The sequence below is a fragment of the Serratia marcescens genome (assembly GCF_006715005.1).
In the GTDB taxonomy this organism is placed as follows: Bacteria; Pseudomonadota; Gammaproteobacteria; order Enterobacterales; family Enterobacteriaceae; genus Serratia; species Serratia montpellierensis.
In genome coordinates, this window is record NZ_VFMJ01000001.1 from 4,416,228 (window position 1) to 4,440,813 (window position 24,586).

Sequence of the window (24,586 nt, forward strand, 5' to 3'; positions counted from 1 at the left end):
CAGGGATTATAACAATGCTGTCAGCGATGCCAACTGCGAAATCTCAATATGCGGCAGCAAGCGGCTGTCGGCAGCCTGCATCAGGCAGCGTTGCCGATCGTTGATCCAACAGGCCTGCAGCCCCGCGCGCAGCGCGCCGGCGACGTCGGTAGTCAGATCGTCGCCCACGTGCAGGATCTGCTCGGGCGCCACGCCCAGCCGCTCAACGGCCAGGTGGTACATGTCCTGGTACGGCTTGGCGCGCCCGTCCGGCCCGGAGCGCAACACGAACTGGAAATAACCGTCCAGGCCGCATAGCGACGGATCGACGTTGCCGTTGGTGATCGCCACCAGCGGGTAGCGCGCGGCCAACGCCTTCAGCGTGGCGTGGGTCGCTTCCGGCACCTCGATGCGGCTGCGCCACAGCGCGAAGTTCTGCATCGCCGCATCGGCCCCGATCGCCGCTTCGGCGTCGCGCAGCCCCTGCCGGCTCAGCGCCAGATGAATGGCACGCCAGCGCCACTGGGTGACGTCATGGTAGATCTCCGGCTCCTGCTCGCGTAGCTCCTGACGCAGGCGATGAAAATCCGCCGACTGAAAGCTGCTCAGGCCGGGGTGGTAACTCTGCAGGAAGGCCACCGATTGTTGTTCGGTTTGCCGGATCACCGGACGGTTATCATACAGCGTGTCGTCCAGATCGAAAGTCAGCGCCGCCAGCGGGCGCAGCGGGCGATAAAAATGCATCAGGATTTCCCCCGTTTGGCACGCGGATGCGCGGCATCGTACACGTTCGCCAGATGTTGAAAGTCGAGGTGGGTATAAATTTGCGTGGTGGTCAGGTTGGCGTGGCCGAGCAGTTCCTGCACCGCGCGCAGATCGCCGCTGGACTCCAGCATGTGGGTGGCGAAGGAGTGGCGCAGCTTGTGCGGGTGAATATGGCTGTTGACGCCCTGTTTCACGCCCCACTCGGCGAAGCGCTTTTGCACGTTGCGCGTCGAGATGCGTCGCCCCTGATTGGACAGGAACATCGCGTCATCTTCCGGCCCGAACAGATCGCGCATCGCCAGCCAGTGTTCCAGCCAGGTGACGGCGGTGCGCCCGATCGGCAATTTGCGCTCTTTGCTGCCTTTCCCCATCACCCACACCTCGCCGGCGGCCATATCGACATGACGGCAATCCAGCCCCACCAGCTCGGAGAGGCGCAGGCCGGCGCCGTACATCACCTCCAGCATGGCGCGATCGCGCACCGCCAGCGGATCGTTGAGATCGATCTCCAGCAGCTGGTTCATTTCATCGACGTCGATGTTTTTCGGCAGATGGCGGCCGCTGCGCGGCGTGCGGATGCCCTTGGCGGGGTTGGCGTGCAATACGCCCTGGCTGACCAGCCAGTCGAGGAAACTGCGCAGCGAAGAAAGCCGCAGCGCCAGGCTGGCGGACTGCAGGCCGGCGCGTTTGCTGCGCGCCGCCAGCATGCGCACCCGGGCGGCATCCAGCGCCACCCAGTCGGTGACGCCAATCTCCTGCGCCAGGCGCATCAGCGCCGCCAGCTGGCGTGAATAGCTGAGCTGCGTCAGCGGGCTGAGTTGGCGTTCTACCTTGAGATAACGCAGAAACGCGTCCACCGGCTGCTGCAGGCTGGGCGCAATCGGCGTCATGCGCGTTCGACCCAGCGTTCCAGCAGTTCCGGCAGCATGCGCGCCAGTTGATTGAGCATCACCGTGCCCATGCCCTGCTGATAGTGTTGCGTATCGCGGCTGCTGAAGATCACCATGCCCAGTTCGCCGTCGTCGCCCAGCATCGACAGCGCCACCGAGCCAATCTGGCCAATCTGTTTGGCCTGCGGCAACAGCAGCAGCAGTTCGGGGCCGTTCAGACCACCGAGGTAGTGTTGTTCGCTGCCCAGCCGCTGAATGCGGAACGGCTCGAACGCCGAACGCGTCAGCGCCAGGTGGGTGAAGTCGGAAGGTGCGCCGATCTTCCAGCGTTCGGCGAACAGGCGCACCGTGGCGCCGGCTAAACCGAAGCCGCGCGCCCAGCGCTGCAGCCGATTGAGCATGTCCTGCAGGCTGTCGGCGGTGGCCAAATCGGCCTGCAGGTGCAGCAACCGGGCGAACAGCCCTTCGTTGGCGCTGGCCTGTTCCATCAACAGCGTGATCTCTTCTTCCAGCCGTTCGATGTGATTGCGCTGGCGGGCCAGATGCCATTCCACCAGCGAAACGGTGCCGCGCACCGGGTGCGGCACGCGCATCTGTTCAACCTGGCGTGCGTTGCGAATAAAGAAATCCGGGTTCTGCAGCAGATACTGCATCACGGTGTCGTCATCCAGCGCCAGGCCGGCGACGCTCTGTTCTTCTACGCTTTTCATAGATGAATAAATCCGTCATAGACATGGGTTGCCGGACCGGTCATAAACAGCGGGTTGCCCGGCCCTTTCCAGCGAATATGCAGGCTGCCGCCCGGCAGTTCTACATGCACCTCTTCTGACAGCAATTCCTGTTGGATCCCCACCGCCACCGCCGCACAGGCGCCGCTGCCGCAGGCCTGCGTTTCGCCGGCGCCGCGCTCGTAAACGCGCAGCTTGATGTGATCGCGGCTGACCACCTGCATAAAGCCGATGTTGGCCCGTTCCGGGAAGCGCTCATGCCCTTCCAGCACCGGCCCGAGCAGCTCCACCTTGGCGGTTTTTACATCATCCACCTGCAAAACACAATGCGGGTTGCCCATCGACACCACGCCGCACAGCACGGTATGTTCCGCCGCGCGCATGATGTAGGTCTTTTCGGCCTTGGCGGCGCGGAACGGCACCGCCTGCGGGTCGAAATTCGGCTCGCCCATGTTGACGCACACCAGATCGTCGTCGGTGACGCTGAGCACCATGCGCCCGGTTTGGGTGCTGACGCGAATATCGCGTTTGTTGGTCAGCCCTTTCAGCCGTACGAAACGCGCGAAGCAACGCGCGCCGTTGCCGCACTGCGCCACTTCGCTGCCGTCGGCGTTAAAAATTCGGTAGTGAAAATCCAGCTCGGGATCGTAAGGCGGTTCTACCACCAGCATCTGGTCAAAGCCGACGCCCAGGTGCCGATCGGCCAGCCGGCGGATCAGCTCAGGTGAAAAATAGACATTCTGTGTAACGGCATCGACCACCATAAAGTCGTTGCCCAGACCGTGCATTTTGGAGAACTGCATATCATACTCCGCTATCTGGACGCGCTATCCGTCTTGATTTTGCGGCGGCGCTGGCCACCGCAAACAGGGTGTTACTGGTCGACCATCGACGGTTTTTGCTGAGAGCCAGACTGCTCCTGCTGGTTCTTTTGCACCTGATCGCCCGTTTGCACCGGCGGCTTGGCCGGTTTTTGGCCGGCGGAATCGGCAGGTGGGAAGTAAAGCGGGCCCTTCAGACCACAGCCGGCGAGGCCGGTAAGCAGAACTGCCATCAGCGCATAGCGTAGTTGTTTTTTCATTTGCATTAATGCCTGTAATTCATGCGTCCAAGGTCTCTATAATCGCAGGTGGATCATGAAAAGCAATAGGAATTGAATATGAACGACAGCGAGTTTCATCAGTTGGCCGACCAGCTGATGCTGAATATTGAAGAGACACTGGACGATTTTGACGGCGATGCGGACATCGATTACGAAACCAATGGCGGCGTAATGACGCTGAGCTTCGAAAACGGCACCAAAATCGTCATCAACCGCCAGGAGCCGCTGCACCAGGTGTGGCTCGCCACCAAGGCCGGCGGTTACCACTTCAACTACCGCGACGGCGTTTGGCTATGCGATCGCAGCGGGCAGCCGTTTTATCAGCTGCTCAGCGAAGCGGCCAGCGCGCAGGCCGGCGAGGAACTGCATTTTTCCTGAGGCTAAGCAGGGCTCGGCAACCGAGCCCTTGCGGCGTCAATGCAGCTGGAACTGCTGTTTCAGCGGCTGAGCGGCGCCGTCGGCCACCGTCACGCACAGGCTGGACAGCACGTTGCTGCGGAAAGGGATCACCTGCGTGCGCCCGTCGAGCTGCACGATCTGATAGAACTGCGGCAGGTTGAAGTTGATGAAGCTGGAGCCGTAGGTGAAGCGATCGTGCGAAGAGGAGTAGAAGCGGCTGACGTCGCGCACCAGCTCCTCCTTACTGCCCTCGCAGTGGTGATACACCTCCACCCGATTCGACTCGTCCAGAATATAGATGTTGAAGCCCTTGTCGTCTGAGGTGTCTTCGAAGAAGAACTGGATGATCCCCTCGCTGGCGAAACCATCCACCACCGGCGGCAGATGCACCTGATCGGTTTCCACCTTGATAGACAGGCCGTGCAGCTTGTTGTTGGAGATCGCGCCGTAGAACTCCACCGCATTTTCCAACTTTTGCACCGACACGCTCAAGCGCTCGAAGAACAGCCCCCAGGTCTGCCCGGCGACGCGCACCGCCTTGAAGCGGCCGGGTTCCAGGCGAGTGCTGGACAGGCGCAGCTCGATGCACTCCGACACCAGCTGCTGGATACGGGTGCGGATCAGGCCGCGCAGGTGCTGGCTGTAGCAGAACACTTCCACCGACTCCGGCGGCGCGGCATCCTGGTGCATTTTGCCGAGAATGGTTTTCAACGCTTCCAGCACCGACTGCTCGCCGCTGAAATGCAGGGTGCGCACTTCGTTCCAGGAGTTGCGGTACAGCAGATCGATGCTGCCCACCAGACACTGCTGCTGCTGGCCAAAGCTGAACACGTCCAGCTTGCGGAAATCGAAGTGTACTACCTGATTACGGAAGGCGGCGGTCGGATCGTTTTCCAGATTGACGATGATCGCCAAATGCCGGATCTCACACGGGCTGTACAGCGCTTTCGGCGTTGGCGCCGGCAGGCGCAGCGGGAAGTGATGAGAAACGTCGGCCACCAGTTCCTGCAGTTTGGCGGTGTCGCACAGGTTGCCGCTTTTGATGTGCAGGCGGGTCTGCGGCGTCAGCAGGCCGTTGAAATAGGCCCAGGCCACCAGCTTGTTCAGGTAGCGGTTATATTCCAGCGGCTGATGGCTGACGATCGAATCCATGGCCGGTGCCTGATTATACAGGTACCAGCCGGTGCGGTTGGCGCGGCCAACCGGCACGTGAATAAAGGTTAAATCGTTTTCCGACAGGTCCGGTGAGATCTGCGGGTTCACCAGCGTCACCTTGCCGGGCAGCGCTTCGAACGCCGCATACAGTTTGCGGGTCAGCACGCCGATATCCTGCGGGCTGGCGCTGACGCTGAGGTTGTTGCGGCGGGCGAAACGGATCAGGTTGCGGTAGCTCTGCATCATCGCGTCGAGCAGTTCGTTATGCGCTTCGCGCACCCGTTCGATTTTCCAGTTGGCGCGGTTGTCCAGCATCGCCAGGCGCTCTTCGCTCCAGCCCCACTCGCTGACCAGCTGGCTGAGGATCTCGCGCCGCCAGCCGACGCAGGCCTTGGCCAGCGACAGCTTTTCACACACTTTCAGGTAGAAACAGCGGCGGGCCAGATCGAGGCGGGTGGTGTCATTGATGTCGGTCAGGTAGCGGGTCACGCGCTCGAGCATCATGCAGTAGGCGTCGAGCCCGAAGCTGACGATCTCACCCTGATGCAGGCGGTGTTTGATGTCCGTCGCCAGCAGTTGGGTATTGGGGTATTCCCAGGAATAGGCTTCCAGCAGCAGGGTCTTCAGCACCGCCTTGTAAGGCGAATCGATGCTCTTGTACAGCTGCCACAGGCTGGCGCCGAAGTACTCTTCCGCCGACAGCGAACTCAGGCCGCCGAGATCCAGCCACTCGTTCGGCGTCAGCGCGCCCTGCGCGTACAGCGACAGCACGTATTCATCGTAGTGCGCTTCTTCTTCGCCCGGCACCATGTTCCACAGGATGCGTTTGCCGGCCAGGCGCACCGCGGTGCGGTAAAATTCGTCGAGCAACAGGATATGCTGCGTCGAGCCGCAGTCTTCGCCACCCAGGCTGCCGCTTTCATTATGGCGGAAGCGGTTTTCGTCGATCAGGAAGAAGCTGACTTCCACCCCCATCGAGGCGGCCCACTTCTCAAGCAGGCTGCATTTTTGCTGCAGGCGGGTGCGTTCTTCGTTGTCCAGCCAGGACTGGTGGCAGACCCAGATGTCGAGATCCGAGCTGCAGCTTTGGCCGATAGACGAGGTGCTGCCCATCGAGTAGACGCCGGTGATCGGCAGCTCGCCGCTGGCCGGTTTGTCAAACGGGCTGCCCCATTTGTCTTCTAAATCGTTCAGGTAATCTTGTTGAGTTTCATCAGGCGTGTAGAGGCAAATGCCGTGGGGAACGTTACCGTTCAGGTAACCCGGCATCAGCGGGTGGTGGTGGTGCAGTAAGGTGGGCAGCAGACTGTATACCCGTTGAAACGCGGGCTTCATAGCCGCTAGGGCGCGATCGACGCGTAGCTGATTGATCGCATCCAGTCTCTGCTTCAATGTCTCGATGTAGAGGTACAAGACGTCTCGCCTGATTATCCCGGTGTTTAGAAAAAAACCCGTATTCCATAAGCGCCGTTAGTGTAAGAAGAATATTTGGCGACTTATTGCTGGAAACGTGATCAATTTAACACCTTGCTGATTGACCGTAAAGGAGGTAACGCTTCACAATTATTGTAGCGCTTCCCTAAACGATTTACCCGCAGTGTTAACTGCCCCAAAGCACATCACACGTCCCTTTGATTCCGTTGTCCTTTTTCCGCCTCCGGCTTCTTGCACTGACAGTATTGGCTCTCAGTGGTAGGATGGATGGCGAAATATAAAAACGGTAACAAGCATGTTAGACAAAATTATTCGAATTGCCACCCGACAAAGCCCGCTTGCACTTTGGCAAGCACATTATGTGCAGCAACGTCTGATGGCCAGCCATCCCGGCCTGCAGGTCGAGTTGGTGCCGATGGTCACGCGCGGCGACGTTATTCTGGATACGCCGCTGGCGAAAGTCGGCGGTAAAGGCCTGTTTGTTAAAGAACTCGAGCTGGCGTTGCTGGAAGGCCGCGCCGACATCGCCGTGCACTCGATGAAAGACGTGCCGGTCGATTTCCCTGCCGGCCTCGGTTTGACCACCATTTGCGAACGCGAAGATCCGCGCGACGCTTTTGTTTCCAACCGTTTCGCCTCGCTCGATCAACTGCCGCAGGGCAGCGTGGTCGGCACTTCCAGCCTGCGCCGCCAGTGCCAGCTGCGTGAACGCCGCCCGGACCTGATCGTGCGCGACCTGCGCGGCAATGTCGGCACTCGCCTGGCCAAGCTGGACAACGGCGACTACGACGCGATTATTCTGGCGGTGGCCGGCCTGAAACGCCTGGGGCTGGAGCAACGCATCCGCAGCCCGTTGAGCGCTGAAGAGTGCCTGCCGGCGGTCGGTCAGGGTGCGGTCGGCATTGAATGCCGCCTTGACGACTGCGTCACCCGCGCGCTGCTGGCGCCGCTGAACCATGCGGCTACCGAAACCCGCGTGCGTGCCGAACGGGCGATGAACACCCGTCTGGAAGGCGGCTGCCAGGTGCCGATCGGCAGCTATGCCGAACTGGAAGGCGACAGCCTGTGGCTGCGTGCCCTGGTCGGTGCCCCGGACGGCAGCCAGATGGTGCGCGGCGAACGCCGCGGCCCGGCCGCCGAGGCCGAACGGATGGGCGTTGAGCTGGCGGAAGAACTGCTGGCGCGCGGCGCGCGCGAGATCCTGCGTGAGGTTTACCAGGGAAACCCGCCGGCATGACGATCCTGGTAACCCGCCCATCGCCTTCGGGCGAGCAGTTAGTGAGCCGGCTGCGCGCACTCGGCCGGGTTGCCTATCATGCACCGCTGATCGACTTCGCCCCCGGCAACGATCTGCCGCAGCTGCCGCAGGCGTTGCAGCAGCTTAGCGCCGGCGATCTGGTATTCGTACTGTCGCAACATTCGGTGAACTATGCCGATTCGGTCATCGGCCGTGCCGGGTTGAGCTGGCCCGCGCACCTGGCGTATTACGCCATCGGTCGCACCACCGGGCTGGCGCTGCACCGCATCAGCAGTTTGCCGGTGGAATACCCGCGCGAACGCGAAATCAGCGAAACGCTGCTGCTGCTGCCGGCGCTGCAAAAGCTGGCGGGCAAACGCGCGCTGATTTTACGCGGCAACGGTGGCCGCGAACTGTTGGGGTCGACGCTGAGCGAGCGCGGCGCCGACGTCAGCTATTATGAATGCTATCAACGCAGCCCGGTGCACTACGACGGCAGCGAGCAAAGCGCCCACTGGCAGCGCGCCGGTGTGGATACGCTGGTGGTGACCAGCGGTGAAATGTTACAACAGCTCTATACTTTAGTTCCTGATTACTATCGTTCTTCATGGCTGCTGCATTGCCGCCTGGTAGTAGTGAGCGAACGCCTGGCTACCCTCGCCCGGGAATTGGGCTGGCGTACGATTCGGGTAGCTGACAACGCCGATAATGACGCGCTGATCCGCGCGCTACAATAATCTGACTATGGGATGTGCCACTATGACGGAACAAAATACCCCATCCGCCCCGGTTGAAGAGCCAACCACCGCGGTTGAGAGCTCCCAGCAGCCAGCCGCTGCCAGCCGCAAAGGCAAGAACACCGGCCCGGTGCTCGGCGCGATTGCTATCGTGCTGGTCATCGCCCTCGGCGCGGGCGGCTATTATCACACGCACAAGCAGGCACAGCAGCTGATCGCCGCCAACCAGGCGCTGCAGCAGCAGCTTGAAGGCGTGAAGCAGAGCCAACAGCAGGAAAGAAATGCACTAGAGGGCCTGTTGCAGCAGCAGGGTAAAACCCTGGATGCCGCCGATCGCGAGCAGGCGAATCTGGCGCGCCAGCTGAGCGAACTGCAGGAAAAAGTGGCGACCATCTCCGGTAGCGATGCCAAAACCTGGCTGCTGGCACAGGCCGATTTCCTGGTGAAAATGGCCGGCCGCAAGCTTTGGAGCGATCAGGACGTCACCAGCGCCGCCGCGCTGCTGAAAAGCGCCGACGCTAGCCTGGCGGATATGAACGATCCCAGCCTGCTCGACGTGCGCCGCGCCATTACCGAAGACATCAGCACGCTTTCCACGCTGACCCAGGTCGATTACGACGGCATCATTCTCAAGGTCAACCAGCTGTCCAATCAGGTGGATAACCTGCGCCTGGCAGATAACGACACCGACGAAGCGCCGATGGATCAAAACAGCAGCGAGCTCTCCGGCTCGATCGGCGAATGGCGGCAGAACCTGGCCAAGAGCTGGCGCAATTTCATGGCCGACTTCATCACCATCCGCCGCCGCGACACCAGCGCCGAGCCGCTGCTGGCGCCGAACCAGGACATCTACCTGCGCGAAAATATCCGTTCGCGCCTGCTGGTGGCGGCACAGGCCATCCCGCGCCACCAGAACGAGACCTACAAGCAATCGCTGGAAACCGTCTCCACCTGGGTGCGCGCCTATTTCGACACCACCGATCCGGCGACCAAGGCTTTCCTGGAAGAGCTGGACAGCCTGAGCCAGCAGTCGATCTCGATGGACGTGCCGGATCAGCTGAAAAGCCAGCCGCTGCTGGAAAAAGTGATGCAGACCCGGGTGCGCAACCTGATGACCCAGTCCCCTGCCGTTCACCAGGAGGGTTAAGCCATGTTACGCGTGCTATTTCTGTTCCTGGTGGTGATCGCCAGCGTGGTGCTCGGGCCGATGTTGGCCGGGCATCAGGGCTATGTACTGATCCAGACCGATAACTACAATGTCGAAACCAGCGTCACCGGCCTGGTGATCATGCTGGTACTGCTGTTCGTGGTGCTGCTGGTGATCGAGTGGATCCTGCGCCGTCTCTTCCGTACCGGCGCCCGCACGCGCGGTTGGTTTATCGGCCGTAAGCGCACCCGCGCACGCCAGCAAACCAAAGCCGCGCTGATCAAGCTGGCGGAAGGCGACTACAAGCAGGTTGAGAAGCTGATGACGCGCAACGCCGACCACGCCGAACAGCCGGTGGTGAACTACCTGCTGGCCGCCGAAGCCGCACAACAACGCGGCGACGACTTCCGCACCAATCAATATCTGGAGCGCGCTGCCGAAGCGGCCGACACCGATCAGCTGCCGGTGGATATCACCCGGGTTCGTATCCAGCTGGCGCAGGGCGAGAACCACGCCGCGCGCCACGGCGTCGATCGCCTGCTTAACCAGGCGCCGCGCCATCCGCAAGTGCTGCGCCTGGCGGAACAAGCCTATCTGCGCACCGGTGCCTATGCGTCGCTGCTGGAAGTGCTGCCGTCGATGCGTAAAATCGAACTCCACAGCGAAGAGCAGCTGCAGGCCTTGCAGCAACAGGCTTATATCGGGCTGATGAATCAGGCGATGGCGGACGAAGGCAGCGAAGGCCTGAAGCGCTGGTGGAAAGATCAGAGCCGCAAGACGCGTCACGAAGTGCCGCTGCAAATCGCGATGGTGGAACACCTGATCGAATGCAACGACCACGAACTGGCGCAGGAGATTGTGCTCGACAGCCTGAAGCGCCAATACGACGAGCGCCTGGTGCTGTTGCTGCCGCGGCTGAAGTCCGGCAACCCCGAGCAGTTGGAGAAAGCGCTGCGCCAGCAGATGAAGCAACACGGTGCGACGCCGCTGTTGAACAGCACGCTGGGGCAGTTGCTGATGAAGCACGGCGAGTGGCAGCAAGCGGCCGACGTCTTCCGTGAAGCGCTGAAACAGCGCCCGGATGCCTACGACTACGCCTGGTTGGCCGATACGCTGGAAAAACTGCATCGTTCGGATGAAGCGGCGCAGATGCGGCGTGAGGGGCTGATGTTGACGCTGAAACAGAACGGCGGCGAATAACGCCCTGCCCGAGAGAGAAAAGCGCGGCTCCGATGCCGCGCTTTTTTTTTGCCCAATGGTTTTCTGAAGCGCAAAAAAAACACTTGCCGCATGGCAAGTGTATAAAGAAGCAATCAGGTCTAGGACAACAGGGGCGGTGCCTCACTCAACGTTCTGCCCTGAGCGTGATGACGGGTTAGTCATCGTTCTCGTGGGCGATAGGCACCCTAAATCGGCTCTGCGTCATTCCCAGGGTTTATGAGGCCTAAGGCGAACATAAGAGGTGGAATGAGCATCTACGCAATAGATAATGCACTTGGCGTGCCAACTTTTAAATTGAGGCTCTCACATAGAAAGATAGATAGTAATGCATTGAAAATATTGATTTTTTATTTAACTCTGCCTTTCCCGTCACAAATCACTCTCTGGCGTTCTTTGCCGGCGGTCTTTATCAGGTTGTCGCCTCGAAACGACGACTTAAGTCAAAGCCCGCTTTATCTTTTTAAATCAATGAATTATTTGTCTCAACCTGACGACAGCGCCGGATGGTATTGTCGCTGAAAACCAACACGTTTGCAGGCAGGCACCCGATGCTCCCCCCAGAGAGGCAAAAAAGCCCGCGCAGTGCTGCACGGGCTTGCCGATATTCGTTTCACGAGGCTCGAACCGCCTGCGGAGGTGCTCATCCTCATAAACGACAGACGAAAAAAAACCTGCTTTAAAAAGCAGGTTTTTCGAATGTGGTCGGCGAGAGAGGATTCGAACCTCCGACCCACTGGTCCCAAACCAGTTGCGCTACCAAGCTGCGCTACTCGCCGATTTGTGTTGCTGATACTACCCGATTTATCAGACCGTTGTCCATATAAATCTTATATTTATCAGATATTTTGCGTGGTGCGAAGAGAGGGACTTGAACCCTCACGTCCGTAAGAACACTAACACCTGAAGCTAGCGCGTCTACCAATTCCGCCACCTTCGCACTGTCACAAAATACTGCTAAATCTTCACTTCGTTAGGAAGTGGGGTGGCTAATGGGACTCGAACCCACGACAACTGGAATCACAATCCAGGGCTCTACCAACTGAGCTATAGCCACCATTACTACTTCTTCTTACTCACGCGGTAATATTACCACCGCAGCTCCTGCGCACAAACTTAATGGCGCGCCCGACAGGATTCGAACCTGAGACCTCTGCCTCCGGAGGGCAGCGCTCTATCCAGCTGAGCTACGGGCGCGTAGCGCCGTTGCGGGAGGGGATACTACGGATTTACACCAATCCTGTCTAGTGCTTTTTCGCAGAAATGTTGCGTTTGATTACGCTTTGCTCACTCCTGCGCGGGAAAGCGCACTCCGTAGCCCCTTTTCACCGTTTATTGCCGCGTTTCTACCCGATTTTCAGCCGGATGATGTTTCTTGTGCATACCGAAAGCGAAGTAGCACAGGCTGACGCCGGCTAAGAAAATCGCCCCGACCAGCAGGGAAATCCGCGTATCCGGGTTGATTCCCATGCCGACCAGCACGCAAACCAGAAAAGCGATAGTCAGATAGTTCACATACGGGAACATGATCGACTTAAAGCTGTGGGTTTTGATCGCTTCCTTATGAGCGCGGCGGAAATAGAGTTGGCTTATCAGCACCACAAACCACGGCACCATGCCCGGCAGCACGCTGGCGCTGTAGACATAGACGAACACCTGCTCCGGATTCGGGATGATGTAGTTCAGCGCAGAGCCCACCAGCAGACAGGCGATGGTGACGGCGATGCAGTTCACCGGCACGCCGCTGGCGGAAAGCTTGGTCAACGCCGCCGGCAGTTGGCGGTTCTTGGCCAGGGCGTACAGCATGCGGCCGCCGCTGTACATGCCGCTGTTGCAACCGGAGAGCGCGGCGGTCAGCACCACAAAGTTGATAATGCCGGCGGCGGCGACGATGCCGATCTTGGCGAAGGTCAGCACGAACGGGCTGCCGGTGGTGCCGATGCCGTTCCACGGGAAGATGGTCACGATGACGAAGATTGCGCCGACATAGAAGATCAGGATGCGCCACAGGATATTGTTGATCGCGCGTTTCAGCGTCACCTGCGGGTTCTTGGCTTCCCCGGCGGTGATGCCTACCAGCTCAACCCCCTGATAGGACGCCACCACGATGCACAGCGCAAACAGGAAGCCTTTCCAGCCGCCGGCAAAGAAACCGCCGTGCGCCGTCAGATTGGCGAAACCGATGGGCTCACCGCCGTTGCCGAAGCCGAAGAAGATCACCCCCAGCCCCACCAGAATCATCACGATGATGGTGGTGACCTTGATCATGGCGAACCAGAACTCCAGCTCACCGTACAGGCGCACCGCCGCCAGGTTGGCCAGCGCTACCATCGCCACGGCGATCAGCGCCGGCACCCACTGCGGTATTTCCGGGAACCAGAACTGCACATACACCCCGATGGCGGTGATCTCAGAAATGCCGACGGCAATCCACATAAACCAGTAGCCCCAGGCGGTCAGGTAACCGAAATAGGGATTCATGTATTTATGCGCGTAAACGGCAAACGACCCGGCGACCGGCTCGAGGAACAGCATCTCCCCCATCGAACGCATAATAAAGAACACGAACAGCCCGGCGATGATGTAGGCCAGCAGTACCGACGGCCCCGCCCATTTCAGCGTACTGGCCGACCCCATAAACAGGCCGACACCGATGGTGCCCCCCAGAGCGATAAGCTCGATGTGCCGGGCCTCAAGGCCCCGGTGTAGCCCTTGCGGTTTCTCTTTGTGTGCCATAAATCCTCAATAATTTTTCTCGGGTTGTGTTTGCCTGCCGGCCGCTGCCGGTCGTTATTGTCATTATTAAAAGAATAAATCATCCCCTGCCGTTCGGGTTGGCATCAACGGGTAGTCGGAGCGAAGTTACCGTGAGAAGAACATCGTTCAGCGCTGTCGCATCAGGCTTCAGCGGCCGGGGATAATTTCCGGGCGGTATCGTTTCGCATTTCGCCGCTATAAGCAAACCGCAATTTAAAACTTTATGGAATAAATGCGGCTGCGTTTAGGGCTGGGGGTTATAGATATGCGGGAGAAACGTGCAAAAGCAGATTATTGGTACAGCAGACCGGAGCGGAACAGCACTTTCCGCCCCGGATGTAGAGGTTACATCTTGCCGCTGTAGTAGTAGCCGACAAACTTCAACAGCTTCAACTGCCGGCCAATGCGGCTGGGCTGGCTGAGCAGGCGGTAGAGCCATTCCAGACCGAGGTTCTGCCACACCTTGGGCGCACGCTTCACATGGCCGGTAAAGACGTCGTAGGTGCCGCCCACGCCCATGTACAGCGCCTGCGGATGCACCTTGCGGCAGTCGCGCATCAGGATCTCCTGCTTCGGCGATCCCATCGCCACCGTCACGATAGCGGCACCGCTGGCGCGAATACGCTCGAACAGCACCTCACGTTGCTCCGGTTTGAAATAGCCATCCTGGCTACCCACCAGGTTGACATTCCACTGGCTGCGCAGCTTTTGCTCGGTTTCCGCCAAGACCTCGGGCTTGCCACCGACCAGGAAGACCGGCGTGCCTTCACGGCCGGCGCGCTGCATCAAGGCTTCCCACAGATCGGCGCCCGCAACGCGCGAAACGTCCGCCGCCGGGTATTTGCGGCGAATCGAGCGCACCATGCTGATGCCGTCGGCGTACTTGTACTCCGCCTCATCCAGCAACGCATGCAGCGCCTGGTCCTCTTCCGCCTTCAGGATCTTTTCCGCGTTCATGGCCACCAGCGTGCCCTGTTTGACCCGCCCGCCGTCGAACAGAAAGTCCATGCAGTGCGCCATATCGCGAAAGCCCCACAGGCTGAAACCGCGCAGCTCATACTGCGGCACCGAAATCTTTGTTTCCATCGTTCTCATTACCCTTACAAAAGACCGTTCGCCCGAGGCGGAGACGCCAGCGCGCGGGCGCGCGTCACTCTGGCCTTGATCAGCCCGGCGGTATCGAACAGCCAATACAGCAACTTCGCCAGCACCAGACAGGCGCCGAAAATAATGCAGAAGAACACCACGCGCGACACGAATGAGTCCACCCCTTCGCGCGCCAATACGATTATGTTGAACACCGCACCGAAGCAGAAGCCTTGCAGAATGGCCGCCTTATAGCGGTTCGGTTCGGTTTTGCCCAACTCATACAGCCAGTCGAACCACTTGATGATCATGCCCACCAGAATCGCGCCGAGCGGGATAAACAGCGCGCCGCCCATCACCACCAGTGAACCGATCAGCGTCGGGGAAATCGCCAGCCCGGAGTGATTGTTCAGCACTTCCCAGGTGAAATAGTTGGCTGAGTTCAGCACCACGTCCGGCCGGCCTGGCCATAGCCAGGTTGGAATAAAGACGTAGAAATCACGCACGATCGGCGCCAGGCCCTGGAAATCGATCTTGTCGTAATTTTGCAGCAGCAGCGCCAGGTTTTCCCACGGCGAGAAGGTATCGCGGGTCAGGTAGAGGAAGGTATAAAACGCTTCCGCGCCGCTGACGTCCAGGCTATAGCGCTTCAACGCCAGCCAGAACATGCCGACCACGCCGAATATGCCCGCCGCCGCCAGCATCCACAGCGTGATCCAGCCGCGCACGATACCGATAAACAGGAACAGCGCGAAGGCGATGATGATGTTGGCGCGAGTGCCGCCGACGATCACGTAGGTCAGAATGCCGAACGCCACCGTCGCCACCAGGAACAAGAACCAGGCGCGCAGATCCTGCCGCAGGAAATAGACCACCAGCATCGCCGGAATGAAGAAGTAGAAGAACCGCTTGAGCGCTACGCCGGACACGTCGCTGGAGAAGATCTGGCTGTAGGAATTGAGTTTGAACAGCAGGAAGCCGTTCTGCATGAAGAAGATCCCAACGGTACCGATCGCCACCAAGGCCAGCAGCACCCAGGTCATATGAGTCTCTACCCGGTTCATGGTAAACAGCGCCGCACGCGGCTCAGTGCGGCGCTTGCGCAGCCGGGTCTTGTAGGTGACGTAATAGATAGCGTAAAACGCCGTCGCCGACAGCAGGGCGTACAGCAGAAACTCCACCGGCACCACCTCGACGTCAAACTGAAACACCAGCAGACAGGTCAGCGGGAAGCCGAAATAAAACGTCAGCAAATACAGCAACGAGAAGAAGACATTGAAGTTAAAGCGCACCCGCCGAAACTCCTGATAGGTCAGCGTCAGGATAAACGTCAGGCTGACCAGATAGACGACGAACAGGCCGCCGAATTGCGCCAACGTCATGAGTGCTCTCCCGCCGCCAACGCCAGGGCTTGCTGCCAGCCGTCGACATAGTTCGGATTGAAAAAGGCGATCGCCTGTTTATCCACCGCCGCCAGCTGACGCTGCGCTTCGCGCACCACCGCCTCGTCGAGCGAATCGCCGTAGAACAATACCGGCAGATGCTGTTCCGCCAAGTCCTGCCAGAACGGGTTTTGCCGGCTGAGCACGAAAGGCACGCCGAACTGAATCAGCAGGCACAGGGTGCCAATCCCCTGCTGGCGATTGAAAATGAAATAACCGAGATCGCAGGCGCGCAGAATATTGAGGTAGTCCTCAAACGCCACCTGCTGCGTGAGCAGCTGCAGGTTTTTTTCGCCGAACAGCGGCAATCCGGCGGCGCGCACCTGCTCGATGTAGGCGTCGTTATTGGCCGGATAGCCCATCGGCAGGATCACGCGCACGTCGGCGCCGAACTGCTGATGAATCGCCTGCAGCGCTTCGATATGCCGATTGCTGCGATCGCCGGAGTTGCCCACCAGAATCGTCATCGGCCCGGCCAGGTTTTTCTCGACGTGAACGTCGGTCAGCGCCGGATCCATGCGGGTCGGGAAGTACAGCAGCGAGGCCGGCACCCGCGCATGGCGCTGCTGGTAGTGAATCACGTCGCCGCGAGTGGCAAACACGTTCCCTACTCGCCCCTGCGCAATGCGGCGCAGCAGATAGAACAGCCGGAATTTCCAGCTGGTGGCGTCCTCATACAGATCGGCGCCCCAAATATGCCAACTGACCTGACGCGCCTTGATCTTGCCGCTCAGCAGCGCCAACCACAGACCCGGGTTGAACTGGCCGTGCAGGAAGAAGCGCGCATCGCGATCGGCCTGGGCACGGGCGATGACCGCTGCCGCCAGGCTTTTTTTGTCGGCGTAGGGCTCAATATTCAGGGCGGGGAAATCACCCAGTGCCGCCACATCCTTGGCCGCCACCATAAAATGCCGCGTCTGCTCAGCCGGCAAACGCGGCGCCAGCACGTCGTTGAAGAAGCGCAGCACCGTCTGGTTATGATGCGGGATATCGGATCCCAGAACGTGAATCAGTGTGGTCATACTCGTCTACGATAAATAAGGAACACGCAGCTACAGAGCGCGAAATACACGATGTAGGTTGCCATATAGGCCTGAGCCGCCCCCAACGCGCCGTGCAGCGGGATCAGCCAGTGCGAGAACAGCGTCAGCAACAGAAACTGGCTGACTTCCGTCAGGATATAGAAGCGCAGCGACGCTTTGGCGATCACCAGATAGCCGAACACATAGGCCCCGACTTTCAGCACGTCGCCCACCAACTGCCAAGCAAACAGATCGCGCATGGCGACAAACTTGTCCGAGAACAGCAGCCAAATAGCGAAATCGCGCAGCACCCAAACCGTAAAGCTCGCTGCCGCTACCGCCGGCAGCACGAATTTCAGCGAACGCACGATCTCCCGTGAGATGGCGCCCTTGTCCGTCAGCCGCGACAGCGTCGGCAGCAAATAGACGGTAAACGAAGCGGTGATAAACTGCAGATAGGCATCGGAAATGCTGCTGACGCCCTGCCAAATCCCCACCTCATCCCAACCGTAATGCGCTGCCAGCAGGTTTCGCATCATCACGTAGGCCACCGGCAGCGTCACCGACGTGATCAACGCCATGATGGTGAACTTGCCGAGGTTACCGGCCACGAGTTTGTCCCAACGCGGCGCCAGATAGCGCAGCGGCAGCGTTTTGCGCCGCCACAGCATCAGCCCGGCAGGCAACACCACCAACGCAGGCACCAGCGCCAGCCCCGCCAGCGCGCCTTCATAGCCACCCAGCGTGAAGCACAGGTAATAAGCCACCACGCCAATCAGGCTGCCGCCGATCACCGCCAACGCATTGCCCATCGCGTCGCGATAGCCTTTCAGCACCGCCATGAACAGGTTGGCGTAGGCGATGCCCATCTGAATGAAGGCGACGGCGCGCACCACATCGACGTAGTCGGCATGCCCGAACAGCCCGATGCTGATCGGTTCGGCGGCGAACAGAAACACCAGCGCCAGCAAAGTCGAAAAGCCCAGCACGATGCTCGATGCGGTGCCCACCGCCAGACGCAGACGCTGCGGATCCTGGTGGTGCTCCGCCACGTATTTGGTGATGCCGTTAAAAATGCCCGCGCCGGACAGCACGCCCAGCACGGTAATCAACTGGCGGAAGTTACCCGCCTGCCCCACCCCGCTGGGGCCAAACGCCACCGCCAGCAGTTTCACCACCAACAGTCCCACGCCGATTTTGATCAGCGTGGAGCCGGCGGTCCATATCGATGCTTTTGCCAGCGACATATCAGGCAAAGAAGCTCAGGATGGTATTGATTACCGTACGCTGATTAACATCGGACATATTGTAGAACAGCGGCAAGCGCACCAGGCGCGCGCTTTCCTGCGAGGTGTAACGGTCTTCGCCGGCAAAGCGACCAAAACGTTCGCCGGCCGGGCAGTCATGCAGTGGGATATAGTGGAACACCGCCATGATCTCGGCTTCCTTCAGGTAGTCGATAAAGGCCGTGCGATCGCCGATATCGCGCAGCTTGATATAGAACATGTGCGCATTGTGCCTACAATCTGCCGGTATGCTCGGCAGCTCGATGCGGCCGGCCTTCGCCAACGGCAGGAAACTGTCGTAGTACTTCTGCCACAGCGACAGGCGGCGCTGGTTGATGCGTTCCGCCACTTCCAGCTGGCCCCACAGGTAAGCGGCCTGCAGGTCAGACATCAGATAGCTGGAGCCGATGTCGCGCCAGGTATATTTGTCCACCTGACCACGGAAGAACTGGCTGCGGTTGGTGCCTTTCTCGCGGATGACTTCCGCCCGATCGACCAGAGCCGGATCGTTCACCAACGTCGCACCGCCTTCGCCGCCGGCGGTGTAGTTTTTGGTTTCATGGAAGCTGAAGCAGCCGATATGGCCGATGGTGCCCAATGCCTTGCCTTTGTAGGTCGACATCACGCCCTGCGCGGCGTCTTCCACCACGAACAGGTTATATTTCTTCGCCAGCGCCATGATGGTATCCATCTCGCAGGCGACGCCGGCGTAGTGCACCGGCACGATCGCGCGGGTTTTATCGGTGATCGCCGCTTCGATTTTGGTTTCGTCGATGTTCATGGTGTCCGGACGCAGGTCGACGAACACCACTTTAGCCCCGCGCAACACAAAGGCGTTGGCGGTGGAAACGAAGGTAAAACTCGGCATGATCACTTCATCACCCGGCTGGATATCCAGCAGGATGGCGGCCATTTCCAACGACGCGGTGCAGGAAGGCGTCAGCAACACTTTCGCGCTGCCGAAACGCTGTTCCATCCACTGCTGGCAGCGGCGGGTAAAACCGCCGTCGCCGCACAACTTACCGCTGCCCATAGCAGCCTGCATATATTCCAGTTCAGTGCCAACAACCGGTGGAGCGTTAAATGGAATCATGTCTACCTCTGTATAACCAGTACGCGGTGCTTTCAATCACGGCACCCTGTCGTTGATAGAGTCGTAATGCGGCGATATTGCTTATCTGGGTCGCGACCCGCAGGCGCTGCATACCTTGACGCCGACATTCGGCGATCGCCGCTGCCATCAGCCTGGAGCCAATGCCCCGGCCAGATGCGCCAGGGAAAGCCGCCAGCAGGCCGATGCGCATTTCCTGGCCGCCAATGTCACGCAGGCTGACAAAGCCTTCTGGCTGCCCCTGCTCGCCCAGAGCTAACAGGCACTGATGATCGAAAGTGCCTAAAACGGCCTTTTCAATCCACAAAGCATAAAACCGGCCGCTGTCATCAGGTTGATACCAAGGTGCGCGAAAGCGGCTGACGGTGAACGCCTGAGCCGCCGCGGTGCGCAATGTCGGGATATCGGACTCGGTTGCCAGACGGGAAGTCAGGGTACCGTCGCCGGGTTCTACCGCTCGTTCACGCTCGAGAGCCAGGACCAGATCGACCTCCCCTTCAACCAGACGAAATCCCAAGTCGGCGAGGCCATCCGCCAATGCCAGTTGCTGCGCGGGAAGTTTTGCCTGAACCAGGGCATGAGCTGCCAAGTCGGCTTCGGCAAGCACCGGAGCCGAGGAGGAGAAGCTGAGTTTCGCGCTGTCTAGCGCGAAAAACTCGCTTTCCCACGCCAAAGGCTCAATAGTGGCGTGGACGCGCATGCAGCAGATCCAGCAAATACTTGCCGTAGCCCGTTTTGGATAATGAGGTAGCGGCGCGTTTCAACCCCTTGTCATCCAACCAGCCGTTACGCCAGGCAATCTCTTCCAGGCAGGCGATTTTAAAGCCCTGACGTTTTTCTACCGTCTGCACGAAGCTGCTGGCTTCCAGCAGGCTGTCGTGAGTCCCGGTGTCCAACCAGGCGAAACCACGCCCCAACAGCTCGACGGTCAGTTCACCGCGTTCCAGATACATCTGGTTGATGCTGGTGATTTCCAGCTCGCCGCGCTCGGAAGGCTTCACCTGTTTGGCAAACTCCACCACCTGGCTATCGTAGAAGTACAGGCCGGTCACTGCCCAATCGGATTTCGGTTTCTTCGGTTTTTCTTCAATCGACAGCGCGCGGAAGTTGTCGTCAAACTCCACGACGCCAAAGCGTTCAGGATCCATCACCTGATAACCGAACACGGTGGCACCTTCGGTGCGAGCCGCAACGGTTTTTAATTTCGGGCTGAAAGACTGGCCGAAGAAGATGTTATCTCCCAACACCAGGCAGCAAGAATCGCCGTTGATAAACTCCTCGCCGATCAGAAACGCCTGCGCCAGACCTTCCGGCTTAGGCTGCGCAGCATAGCTGAGATTGACGCCGAACTGTTCGCCGTTACCCAACAAACGTTCGAAGGACGGCAGATCTTCCGGGGTCGAGATGATCAAAATGTCACGGATCCCCGCCAACATCAGTACCGACATCGGGTAATAGATCATCGGCTTGTCATAAATCGGCAGCAGTTGCTTGGACACGCCACGAGTAATCGGATGCAGACGCGTACCGGAACCGCCGGCCAGAATAATACCTTTCATACTTACTCCAAAACCCGCCGCGCCGGCGCAAAGCGACGCGGCGTTAAATTAATCTGACAGCCCCAAACGCTCACCGGCATAAGAACCGTCTTGCACCCGGCGCCACCAGGTTTCGTTAGCCAGATACCAGGCTACCGTTTTGCGAATGCCGCTTTCGAAGGTTTCCTGCGGCCGCCAGCCCAACTCACGATCGATTTTGCCGGCGTCGATGGCGTAACGCATATCGTGGCCCGGGCGATCCTTCACGTAAGTGATCAGATCGCGGTAGTTCGCCACGCCCCGCGGCTTGTTCGGTGCCAGCTCTTCCAGCAGATCGCAAATGGTCTGCACCACTTCGATATTCTTGCGTTCGTTATGGCCACCGATATTGTAAGTTTCGCCCACCACGCCCTCGGTCACGACCTGATAGAGCGCGCGCGCGTGATCTTCCACATACAGCCAGTCACGCACCTGCGCGCCGTTGCCGTATACCGGCAGCGGTTTGCCGGCTACCGCATTCAGGATCACCAGCGGGATCAGCTTCTCCGGGAAGTGATAAGGACCGTAGTTGTTCGAACAGTTGGTCACGAGGGTCGGCAAACCGTAGGTGCGCAACCAGGCACGCACCAGATGATCGCTCGACGCCTTGGAGGCGGAATACGGACTGCTCGGCGCATACGGCGTGGTTTCGGTAAACAGATCATCGGTGCCGTGCAGATCGCCGTACACTTCATCGGTGGAGATATGATGGAAACGGAAAGACTGCTTTTTCTCTGCGGCCAACGGCTGCCAGTAGTGGCGCGCCGCCTCCAGCAGGGTGTAAGTACCAACCACGTTGGTCTCGATAAAGGCCGCCGGGCCGTCGATAGAACGATCGACGTGGCTTTCCGCCGCCAGGTGCATCACCACGTCCGGCTGATACTGGGCAAATACCCGATCCAGCTCGGCGCGATCGCAGATGTCGACCTGCTCGAAAGCATAGCGTTCGCTCTCGGCCACCACCGCCAGCGACTCGAGGTTACCGGCATAGGTCAGCTTATCCACCACCACCACGCTATCGCCGGTGGCCTCGATGATGTGCCGCACGACTGCGGAGCCAATGAAACCGGCACCACCGGTAACTAAAATACGTTTCAACGCCATACTCCTTTGGTATCAACAACCCATGTTTGTTTTACATCTTCCGGCCGGATGGCCTTGAACTGCTGGTGATCGACCAACATCACGATCACGTCGGCCTGCTGCAACGCCTCAGCGATTGGCGTCAACGTCACATGGCCCGCCAGCGACTTCGGCAACTGCTCGACATTCGGTTCCACCGCCAGCGTTTCGCCGACGTGCCATTCGGCAATCAGGTGTGCGACTTCCACCGCCGGGCTTTCACGCAGATCGTCGATATTCGGCTTGAAGGCCAGGCCGAAACAGGCAATTTTGACCTCGGACGCGCGCTTGTCGGTGGCGGCCAGGCAATCGGCCACCGCCGCTTTCACCCGATCGACCACCCACAGCGGTTTACCGTCGTTCACCAGGCGAGCGGTGTGGATCAGGCGCGCCTGCTGCGGGTTCTGCGCCACGATAAACCACGGATCGACGGCGATGCAGTGACCACCGACGCCCGGCCCCGGCTGCAGAATATTCACCCGCGGATGGCGGTTCGCCAGGCGGATCAGTTCCCAGACGTTGATCCCCTGCTCGGCGCAGATCAACGACAATTCGTTGGCAAAGGCGATATTCACGTCGCGGAAGCTGTTTTCCGTCAGCTTGCACATCTCGGCAGTGCGCGAGTTGGTGATCACGCATTCGCCCTCGAGGAAAATCTTGTACAGCGCGCTGGCGCGTTCCGAGCATTTCGGCGTCATGCCGCCGATCACGCGGTCGTTTTGAATCAGTTCCACCATGACCTGCCCCGGCAGCACGCGCTCCGGGCAGTAGGCGATATTCACGTCCGCCGCTTCGCCCGCTTGTTGTGGGAAGCTGAGATCGCTACGCGCCTGCGCCAGCCATTCCGCCATCTGTTCGGTGGCGCCCACCGGCGAGGTGGACTCGAGGATCACCAGATCGCCTTTTTTCAGCACCGGCGCCAACGATTTCGCCGCCGCTTCGACATAGGCCAGATCCGGCTCGTGATCGCCCTTGAACGGCGTAGGCACCGCGATCAGGAATGCATCGGCCGCCAGCGGCTTGGTCACCGCCTGCAGGAAACCACCGTCGACGGCGTCCTTGACCACTTTGTCCAGATCCGGCTCGACGATGTGGATCGCACCGCGGTTAATGGTATCTACCGCATGTTGGTTAACATCTACCCCCACCACTTTTTTCTTGCGGGAAGCGAACGCCGCCGCCGTTGGCAAGCCGATATAACCCAGGCCGATAACCGAAATAGTGTCAAAACTCATAGTGTCACCTGATGATTCTTTAAAGCTTCGAGGATACGCTGACAGGCATGACCGTCACCGTATGGGTTATGCGCCCGACTCATCGCGTGATATTCGCTTTCGTCCGTCAACAGCCGGGTCACCGCTTCAACAATTTTGGCCACGTCGGTGCCGACCAGCCGTACCGTGCCCGCATCTATCGCTTCCGGGCGTTCGGTGGTGTCGCGCATCACCAGCACCGGTTTGCCTAACGATGGCGCCTCTTCCTGAATACCGCCGGAATCGGTCAGGATCATATAGGCTTGGGTCATCAAATAGACAAACGGCAGATAATCCTGCGGCTCGATCAGCATGACGTTGTCGATGCCTTTCAAGATGCGATTCACCGGCTCGCTGACGTTCGGATTGAGATGCACCGGATACACTACCTGCACTTCCGGGTGGTTGCGGGCAATCTCCGCCAGCGCGCTGCAAATTCGCTCAAAGCCGCCGCCAAAACTTTCGCGGCGATGGCCGGTGACCAGAATCAGTTTCTTATCGGCGTCGAGGAACGGGTAACGCTGTGCCAGGCCAGCCTGCTGTGCGGCATCGCTCATCACGCGGTCGCGCACCCAGAACAACGCGTCGATCACCGTATTGCCGGTCACGAAAATACGGTTGTCCGGCAGCAGCTCGCGCAACAGATTTTGGCGCGAGTTTTCGGTTGGCGCAAAATGGTACATCGCCAGATGGCCGGTCAGTTTGCGGTTGGCCTCTTCCGGCCAGGGAGAATACAGATTGCCGGTGCGCAGCCCGGCTTCGACATGCCCGACGGGGATGCGTTGATAGAACGCCGCCAGGCTGGTCGCCAGCGTAGTGGTGGTATCGCCGTGCACCAGCACCACGTCCGGCTTGAAGTCTTCCAGCACCCCTTTCAGCCCTTCCAGGATGCGGCAGGTGATTTCCGTCAGCCCCTGACCAGGTTTCATGATGTTCAGGTCGTAATCCGGCGTAATCTCAAACAACCGCAATACCTGATCCAACATCTCACGATGCTGTGCCGTTACGCAGACTCTTGCGTCAAAGGCCTCATCCTGGGCCAGTGCATGTACCAGCGGCGCCATTTTAATGGCTTCCGGCCTGGTGCCGAAAACAGTCAACACTTTCACAGCGAATCTCTTTTGGTCGGTTAATCGCAG

General features: G+C 59.4%; 22 protein-coding genes and 4 tRNA genes. 5 read left to right on the forward strand and 21 right to left on the reverse strand.

Translation table 11 applies throughout. The annotated features are described in order from the left end of the window. Positions 1-6: 6 nt before the first annotated feature. From yigB to lptM, 5 genes are all read right to left on the reverse strand, one after another. On the reverse strand, positions 7-723 hold the full coding sequence (gene yigB / locus FHU12_RS21465; RefSeq protein WP_025304873.1) for a 5-amino-6-(5-phospho-D-ribitylamino)uracil phosphatase YigB: 717 nt from the start codon (positions 721-723) through the stop codon (positions 7-9). Then, positions 723-1,634, reverse strand: a complete 912-nt coding sequence (gene xerC, locus FHU12_RS21470; protein WP_060434799.1) for a tyrosine recombinase XerC — start codon at positions 1,632-1,634, stop codon at positions 723-725. The genes yigB and xerC overlap by 1 nt, the downstream gene beginning before the upstream one ends. Beyond that, the gene (locus tag FHU12_RS21475; RefSeq protein WP_038874100.1) at positions 1,631-2,344 is read right to left on the reverse strand and encodes a DUF484 domain-containing protein; all 714 of its coding nucleotides are present in this window, start codon (positions 2,342-2,344) and stop codon (positions 1,631-1,633) included. The genes xerC and FHU12_RS21475 overlap by 4 nt, the downstream gene beginning before the upstream one ends. Beyond that, complete coding sequence (dapF, locus tag FHU12_RS21480) at positions 2,341-3,165, reverse strand: diaminopimelate epimerase (RefSeq protein WP_004934244.1); 825 nt, start codon at positions 3,163-3,165, stop codon at positions 2,341-2,343. Before dapF ends, FHU12_RS21475 begins: the two co-directional genes overlap by 4 nt. Before the next feature lie 71 nt (positions 3,166-3,236). After that, positions 3,237-3,443 carry an LPS translocon maturation chaperone LptM gene (lptM, locus tag FHU12_RS21485; protein WP_048232385.1) on the reverse strand — a complete coding sequence of 69 codons (207 nt, stop codon included), beginning with the start codon at positions 3,441-3,443 and terminating at the stop codon, positions 3,237-3,239. Positions 3,444-3,521: 78 nt separating this feature from the next. Here lptM and cyaY point away from each other — a divergent pair, with 78 nt between their 5' ends. Next, complete coding sequence (gene cyaY / locus FHU12_RS21490) at positions 3,522-3,842, forward strand: iron donor protein CyaY (protein WP_004934237.1); 321 nt, start codon at positions 3,522-3,524, stop codon at positions 3,840-3,842. A gap of 36 nt (positions 3,843-3,878) precedes the next feature. Here cyaY and FHU12_RS21495 read toward each other — a convergent pair whose 3' ends face one another. Beyond that, positions 3,879-6,431: a class I adenylate cyclase gene (locus tag FHU12_RS21495; RefSeq protein WP_019452546.1), complete on the reverse strand. Its 2,553-nt coding sequence runs from the start codon at positions 6,429-6,431 to the stop codon at positions 3,879-3,881. 316 nt (positions 6,432-6,747) lie between these two features. Between FHU12_RS21495 and hemC the strand changes: the two genes are divergently transcribed. From hemC to hemY, 4 genes are read left to right on the forward strand one after another with little or no spacing between them, the layout of a single operon-like run. Beyond that, positions 6,748-7,689 carry a hydroxymethylbilane synthase gene (gene hemC, locus FHU12_RS21500; protein ID WP_141971682.1) on the forward strand — a complete coding sequence of 314 codons (942 nt, stop codon included), beginning with the start codon at positions 6,748-6,750 and terminating at the stop codon, positions 7,687-7,689. Beyond that, positions 7,686-8,426, forward strand: coding sequence for a uroporphyrinogen-III synthase (gene hemD, locus FHU12_RS21505; protein ID WP_141971685.1), 741 nt, complete (start codon positions 7,686-7,688; stop codon positions 8,424-8,426). The genes hemC and hemD overlap by 4 nt, the downstream gene beginning before the upstream one ends. 22 nt (positions 8,427-8,448) lie before the next feature. Then, positions 8,449-9,573: a uroporphyrinogen-III C-methyltransferase gene (hemX, locus tag FHU12_RS21510; RefSeq protein WP_141971687.1), complete on the forward strand. Its 1,125-nt coding sequence runs from the start codon at positions 8,449-8,451 to the stop codon at positions 9,571-9,573. A gap of 3 nt (positions 9,574-9,576) precedes the next feature. Then, positions 9,577-10,773: a protoheme IX biogenesis protein HemY gene (gene hemY, locus FHU12_RS21515; RefSeq protein WP_141971689.1), complete on the forward strand. Its 1,197-nt coding sequence runs from the start codon at positions 9,577-9,579 to the stop codon at positions 10,771-10,773. A 720-nt stretch (positions 10,774-11,493) separates the two neighbouring features. On the opposite strand, the gene FHU12_RS21520 is transcribed toward hemY, so the two are convergent. The 15 genes from FHU12_RS21520 to wecB all read right to left on the reverse strand — a co-directional run bounded on the left by FHU12_RS21520 (position 11,494) and on the right by wecB (position 24,556). After that, positions 11,494-11,570, reverse strand: a tRNA-Pro gene (locus tag FHU12_RS21520). A 74-nt stretch (positions 11,571-11,644) separates the two neighbouring features. Then, positions 11,645-11,731 (reverse strand) — tRNA-Leu (locus FHU12_RS21525). Between the two features lie 41 nt (positions 11,732-11,772). Continuing rightward, positions 11,773-11,848: transfer RNA gene (locus FHU12_RS21530), tRNA-His, on the reverse strand. Between the two features lie 63 nt (positions 11,849-11,911). Continuing rightward, positions 11,912-11,988 (reverse strand) — tRNA-Arg (locus FHU12_RS21535). Positions 11,989-12,123: 135 nt separating this feature from the next. Then, complete coding sequence (gene thrP, locus FHU12_RS21540; RefSeq protein ID WP_025304867.1) at positions 12,124-13,527, reverse strand: bifunctional threonine/serine APC transporter ThrP; 1,404 nt, start codon at positions 13,525-13,527, stop codon at positions 12,124-12,126. Positions 13,528-13,893: 366 nt separating this feature from the next. Continuing rightward, on the reverse strand, positions 13,894-14,634 hold the full coding sequence (wecG, locus tag FHU12_RS21545; protein ID WP_141971691.1) for a lipopolysaccharide N-acetylmannosaminouronosyltransferase: 741 nt from the start codon (positions 14,632-14,634) through the stop codon (positions 13,894-13,896). Between the two features lie 14 nt (positions 14,635-14,648). Continuing rightward, positions 14,649-16,016 (reverse strand): ECA oligosaccharide polymerase, encoded by a 1,368-nt coding sequence (wzyE, locus tag FHU12_RS21550; RefSeq protein ID WP_038874075.1) that lies wholly within the window; start codon positions 16,014-16,016, stop codon positions 14,649-14,651. Further along, positions 16,013-17,098, reverse strand: coding sequence for a TDP-N-acetylfucosamine:lipid II N-acetylfucosaminyltransferase (locus FHU12_RS21555; protein WP_033649866.1), 1,086 nt, complete (start codon positions 17,096-17,098; stop codon positions 16,013-16,015). Before FHU12_RS21555 ends, wzyE begins: the two co-directional genes overlap by 4 nt. Beyond that, positions 17,095-18,345 carry a lipid III flippase WzxE gene (wzxE, locus tag FHU12_RS21560; RefSeq protein WP_141971693.1) on the reverse strand — a complete coding sequence of 417 codons (1,251 nt, stop codon included), beginning with the start codon at positions 18,343-18,345 and terminating at the stop codon, positions 17,095-17,097. Before wzxE ends, FHU12_RS21555 begins: the two co-directional genes overlap by 4 nt. Position 18,346: 1 nt before the next feature. Beyond that, positions 18,347-19,477 carry a dTDP-4-amino-4,6-dideoxygalactose transaminase gene (rffA, locus tag FHU12_RS21565; protein ID WP_141971695.1) on the reverse strand — a complete coding sequence of 377 codons (1,131 nt, stop codon included), beginning with the start codon at positions 19,475-19,477 and terminating at the stop codon, positions 18,347-18,349. Then, positions 19,464-20,195 (reverse strand): dTDP-4-amino-4,6-dideoxy-D-galactose acyltransferase, encoded by a 732-nt coding sequence (gene rffC / locus FHU12_RS21570; RefSeq protein WP_141971697.1) that lies wholly within the window; start codon positions 20,193-20,195, stop codon positions 19,464-19,466. Before rffC ends, rffA begins: the two co-directional genes overlap by 14 nt. Further along, on the reverse strand, positions 20,173-21,054 hold the full coding sequence (rfbA, locus tag FHU12_RS21575) for a glucose-1-phosphate thymidylyltransferase RfbA (RefSeq protein WP_141971699.1): 882 nt from the start codon (positions 21,052-21,054) through the stop codon (positions 20,173-20,175). The genes rffC and rfbA overlap by 23 nt, the downstream gene beginning before the upstream one ends. 48 nt (positions 21,055-21,102) lie before the next feature. Then, positions 21,103-22,176, reverse strand: coding sequence for a dTDP-glucose 4,6-dehydratase (rffG, locus tag FHU12_RS21580; protein ID WP_185742338.1), 1,074 nt, complete (start codon positions 22,174-22,176; stop codon positions 21,103-21,105). Next, on the reverse strand, positions 22,167-23,429 hold the full coding sequence (wecC, locus tag FHU12_RS21585) for a UDP-N-acetyl-D-mannosamine dehydrogenase (RefSeq protein ID WP_060441219.1): 1,263 nt from the start codon (positions 23,427-23,429) through the stop codon (positions 22,167-22,169). Before wecC ends, rffG begins: the two co-directional genes overlap by 10 nt. Next, complete coding sequence (gene wecB, locus FHU12_RS21590; RefSeq protein ID WP_141971703.1) at positions 23,426-24,556, reverse strand: non-hydrolyzing UDP-N-acetylglucosamine 2-epimerase; 1,131 nt, start codon at positions 24,554-24,556, stop codon at positions 23,426-23,428. Before wecB ends, wecC begins: the two co-directional genes overlap by 4 nt. Positions 24,557-24,586 lie beyond the last annotated feature (30 nt).